Source organism: Waltera acetigignens (genome assembly GCF_025567015.1).
GTDB lineage: Bacteria > Bacillota > Clostridia > Lachnospirales > Lachnospiraceae > Acetatifactor > Acetatifactor acetigignens.
Window position 1 is genome coordinate 1 of the sequence record NZ_JAOQJO010000040.1, and the last position, 3,580, is coordinate 3,580.

Genomic DNA, 3,580 nt, shown 5'->3' on the forward strand with positions numbered 1-3,580 from the left:
AACCTCCTTTGCTTTCTTTATCGGATAAAATAACCTGTTCTCCTAGTCCCATATCATCAAACGACCATATTACGCACACAAAGACCATATTTTTACAAGATGACCACTGCCTTAGTAGAAGCTCTGTATCTCAAACTCTTTGAAATACAATGCTTCCCTGCATTTTCTATATCGGCATGTTGATATTATTACTTTACTATCCTGCACACTCTCTGAGAGTGACTGTATCTATCAAAAAAGAAGCCAGCAGTTTATTCACGCACTGCTGACTTCTTATAATACTACTCATTTTATTTACTTCGCTGCGTCTCAGACAATTTTTTTATTTTTAAACATAACCTCTGTTTTCCCGCCATCCCTTTACATACCACCTGATTCCAACATATACCAGTTGCACGAATAATAAGAGAAATAGCAGATTGATTGGCAATACTTCCTTTATCCAATCCCCAAAGTAGATAGCTATTGCCATACTTACAAGTATCACCATTATGGTAATCATATCCCAACAGTATTTCTTATATAGCCCTGCAATCTTTATTTCGATGAATGCCAAAAGTATTCCCACACCCACCAGACATCCACCGCAAATCAATATTCTTATCAGCCAGTTTATAATTCCAGCAACGACAGGATTGGATATTCCATCACTAATCTGTGCCACGTTCTTTCCTGCCAGTACAACCCAGCCAGCAATGGTCTGTGTGAAAGTTGCGATTGTATCAAAGAATACCACGCAATCAGAAATAAATATTTTTGACCGTATCATCTGAAAAAGAGTAGTTGATACGGAATACCATATCAGCAGAAACATCAATGCTTCATACATGGCTGTTTTTGTTTTATATCTGCCTGCCAGTTTTTCCCTCTGCATATCATACTTTTCCTTAGCTTTCAGATAAGCTGTCTGTTTACAATTCCCGCACTTTTGATAGAGTACCGGCTTTTCAACCGGTATCTCTACTTTTTTCTGATGGGAGAGTGCATAATCCCGTTCCTGTTCTGCCTGTCTCTGCTTATCTCGACATTCCTCTATCATGGCTTGGACGGTGTGTGTTTTCTCTTTCTCGCTCTGCAACAATTCTTTTGTTTTCCTCAAGTCGTTCTTTAAGGCTTGAATGTTCTCTGTTTTGTTCTCGCTGTTTAACTTCTCGTTCAAGGTCAGCGATTCGTCGAGCTGCACTTTCAGTTCCCTGATAGTCCGGTCTTTCTGGTCGAGTTCTTCCTGCATCTGCTCTGTCAGCAGAAGCAACTCTTCCAGTTGGGCGTCGCTCTTTGAGTTTCTTAATTCGTTCATCAATCAACCTTCCTTTCTCTAATTGCTGTTCAAGTTCAGTAATTCGCTGTTCTGTTTCTGCAATAGCCGGTTCTCGCTGTTTAATTTCTGTGCCAATTCCTGCCATTGCTGATTTTCGTCTGTGAGTTTCTGTATCTGGTCTGTCTTTTCTTCCAGAAGCATCAACAGTTCTTCTGTATCCGGTAAGATTTGTAGCAGCTCTGACAATTCTTTCTCTAATTGCTGCAATCGTTCTTCCTGCTCCTGAAAGCACATCAGCTTCTCGTCCTTTTCCTGTATCTCCTGAAGCATCTCTGCCATGATATTCTGCTGTTCCTCTATCTGTGTAATCATTGCTTCCATCATGGGAATTACTTCTTTGCTTTCTTCTAATGTCATTCAACCACTCCCTCCACATCGACAATGCACCGGATACCTTACCAAAGGTTGCAATTACCTTTTGCAGCAGTGCATTTTGTTTTTTTATCATCTGGTTTTCCTCGACCTTCCATGAACCTTTCCTTATCTGCCCGGTGAGATATTTTTCCTCAATCTTCCTTGCATCTGCACCCTCATGAATCGTAGGGACTTTCAATTTGCCCTGTCTTTCATAAGAGCGGTGGTCAATCAGATTGTCTATGGATAAATGCCGGTTACACATCTTTGCCCATTCGCTTCGCCATAACTCACAATTCTTTGGATTGTTCCAGCCGGTAGCGTCAGTCAGAACCCTTTTCCATTGTTTTCTGTTTCTTGCCCCGACTTTCTGTACTCCGTTTTCATCAAGTACCGGAATACGGATTCCATGACGGTCTGGATTTTTCTTATCCTGCCACCAGTCCGGGTGGGATTCATCAACCACGATATTTCCGTCAGTATCTCTGACAAAATCCCAGTCCTTGACTTCCTTGTTGCCCCATGAGTGGTCTGGATTGAATGGTCGCATGGTTACAAGTAAATGCACATGTGGGTTCCCGTCGCCCTTATCGTGTATGCTCCAGTCGGCACACATTCCCTCGTCCACGAAAGTCTTTTGAATATATTCGGTTGTATAATCAATCTGTTCCTGTCTGCTCCATTCTTTCGGCAGGGAAAATTCAAATGAGCGTCCAAGCTGTGCATCTGCATTTTTTTCTATCTTCAATACCTCATTCCATAACCGCTGTTTCTGAAATGTGATTTTAAACTTTTCCAGTGCGGCTTCCTTATCGCCTGCCCTTTTATAACGGATAGACTGTTGAAACCTTTTTATATTTTCTTCCGATACCTGCAGCCATTCCAGAGGTGCATTTTCGCACATCATCAGACTGGTGTAGACGACTTCCTTTTTGGAAGTGTAGTAGCTGATCCTGCCTGTTTCCTCATTTTTCATTACATCTCCGTTAAGATATGCAGATGCGGATATGACAGATTTTCCTTTACTGCGTCCGACAATCTTTACTGTAAAGTGAAATATCGCCATGATACGATTCCCCCTTTCTGCCGTATCCGGCATTGATTTCCGACAGCATCTTCTTCTGGTTTGGCAGGAGTGAAGCTGTCGAAACGCCCTCTGCGCAAGAGTGCCTCCTGCGGCATGAGCAGGTCTGGCTGAAAGCCCCGCCGACGGAACGAGCCCGGCAAGCGTAAGCGCAGACCGGTTGCCACTTGTGGCAAACTTATAAGGACGACCTCTGGTTGTCCATAAGTGCGCCCTTCATTCAAAAGCAATGAAGGGAATGGAAAACCCACTCCATCTGCCATCACACTTCCTCCATGTCTGTAAATGGTTCTTTTTGCATCGCCTTTGAGAAAAACTTTCCGTTTGTTTCCTGCCTTTTTAAGAAGCCTATCAGCTTTGGTAAATCTTCCTCTTCAATCGGACAGCCAAGAACCGATTCCACCGCACCGCCAATCTGACAGAGCCTGTGGGTTCGTTTTTTACTTTCTTCCGCTTTCTTTCTCTTTTCCAGTTCCTTCCGCTGTGCTATGAGCTTTTTTGTAGCTTCGATGCTTTCCTGTTCCTTTTTCTCTAATGCACGTATTCTTTCTTCATAAGTCTTTGTTGATTTCGCCATATCGTCTTCATCCTTTCTCTTATAATCAAATCTTGCTCTGCTAAGATTTGACACACGATTCTGGTCAGCTCTGTTGACATAATTCCAATCAGAATCGTGGTGCATCCTTGCGGAGCATTATCTTGTCGATGTTTTTCCGACAAGATAAACATTAGTTCCCGGTTGCATATCAGGAGAAGCACATGGTATAATCCTCTTGCGTGTAGGTATATCATGGCTTCGGTCTGATAGAACCTTTGGCGGTTTC

General features: G+C 42.7%; 4 protein-coding genes. All 4 read right to left on the reverse strand.

What is annotated here, in order from left to right:
* Positions 1-328: 328 nt before the first annotated feature.
* Genes OCV96_RS19275 through OCV96_RS19290 form a run of 4 tightly spaced genes read right to left on the reverse strand, consistent with a single transcriptional unit; the run spans position 329 to position 3,333 of the window.
* Entirely contained in the window at positions 329-1,039 is a 711-nt protein-coding gene (locus OCV96_RS19275; RefSeq protein WP_014080632.1) for a DUF6040 family protein, read from the reverse strand.
* Positions 1,017-2,738 carry a MobA/MobL family protein gene (locus OCV96_RS19280; protein ID WP_262595214.1) on the reverse strand — a complete coding sequence of 574 codons (1,722 nt, stop codon included), beginning with the start codon at positions 2,736-2,738 and terminating at the stop codon, positions 1,017-1,019. Before OCV96_RS19280 ends, OCV96_RS19275 begins: the two co-directional genes overlap by 23 nt.
* Positions 2,714-3,019 (reverse strand): hypothetical protein, encoded by a 306-nt coding sequence (locus OCV96_RS19285; protein WP_015559871.1) that lies wholly within the window; start codon positions 3,017-3,019, stop codon positions 2,714-2,716. The genes OCV96_RS19280 and OCV96_RS19285 overlap by 25 nt, the downstream gene beginning before the upstream one ends.
* Positions 3,019-3,333 (reverse strand): relaxasome subunit MobC, encoded by a 315-nt coding sequence (locus tag OCV96_RS19290; RefSeq protein WP_015559870.1) that lies wholly within the window; start codon positions 3,331-3,333, stop codon positions 3,019-3,021. The genes OCV96_RS19285 and OCV96_RS19290 overlap by 1 nt, the downstream gene beginning before the upstream one ends.
* Positions 3,334-3,580 lie beyond the last annotated feature (247 nt).

Coding starts and splice junctions, on each gene's coding strand:
- OCV96_RS19290 (WP_015559870.1), bottom strand. CDS start 3,333: ATGGCGAAATCAACAAAGACTTATGAAGAAAGAATACGTGCATTAGAG.
- OCV96_RS19285 (WP_015559871.1), bottom strand. CDS start 3,019: ATGGCAGATGGAGTGGGTTTTCCATTCCCTTCATTGCTTTTGAATGAA.
- OCV96_RS19280 (WP_262595214.1), bottom strand. CDS start 2,738: ATGGCGATATTTCACTTTACAGTAAAGATTGTCGGACGCAGTAAAGGA.
- OCV96_RS19275 (WP_014080632.1), bottom strand. CDS start 1,039: ATGATAGAGGAATGTCGAGATAAGCAGAGACAGGCAGAACAGGAACGG.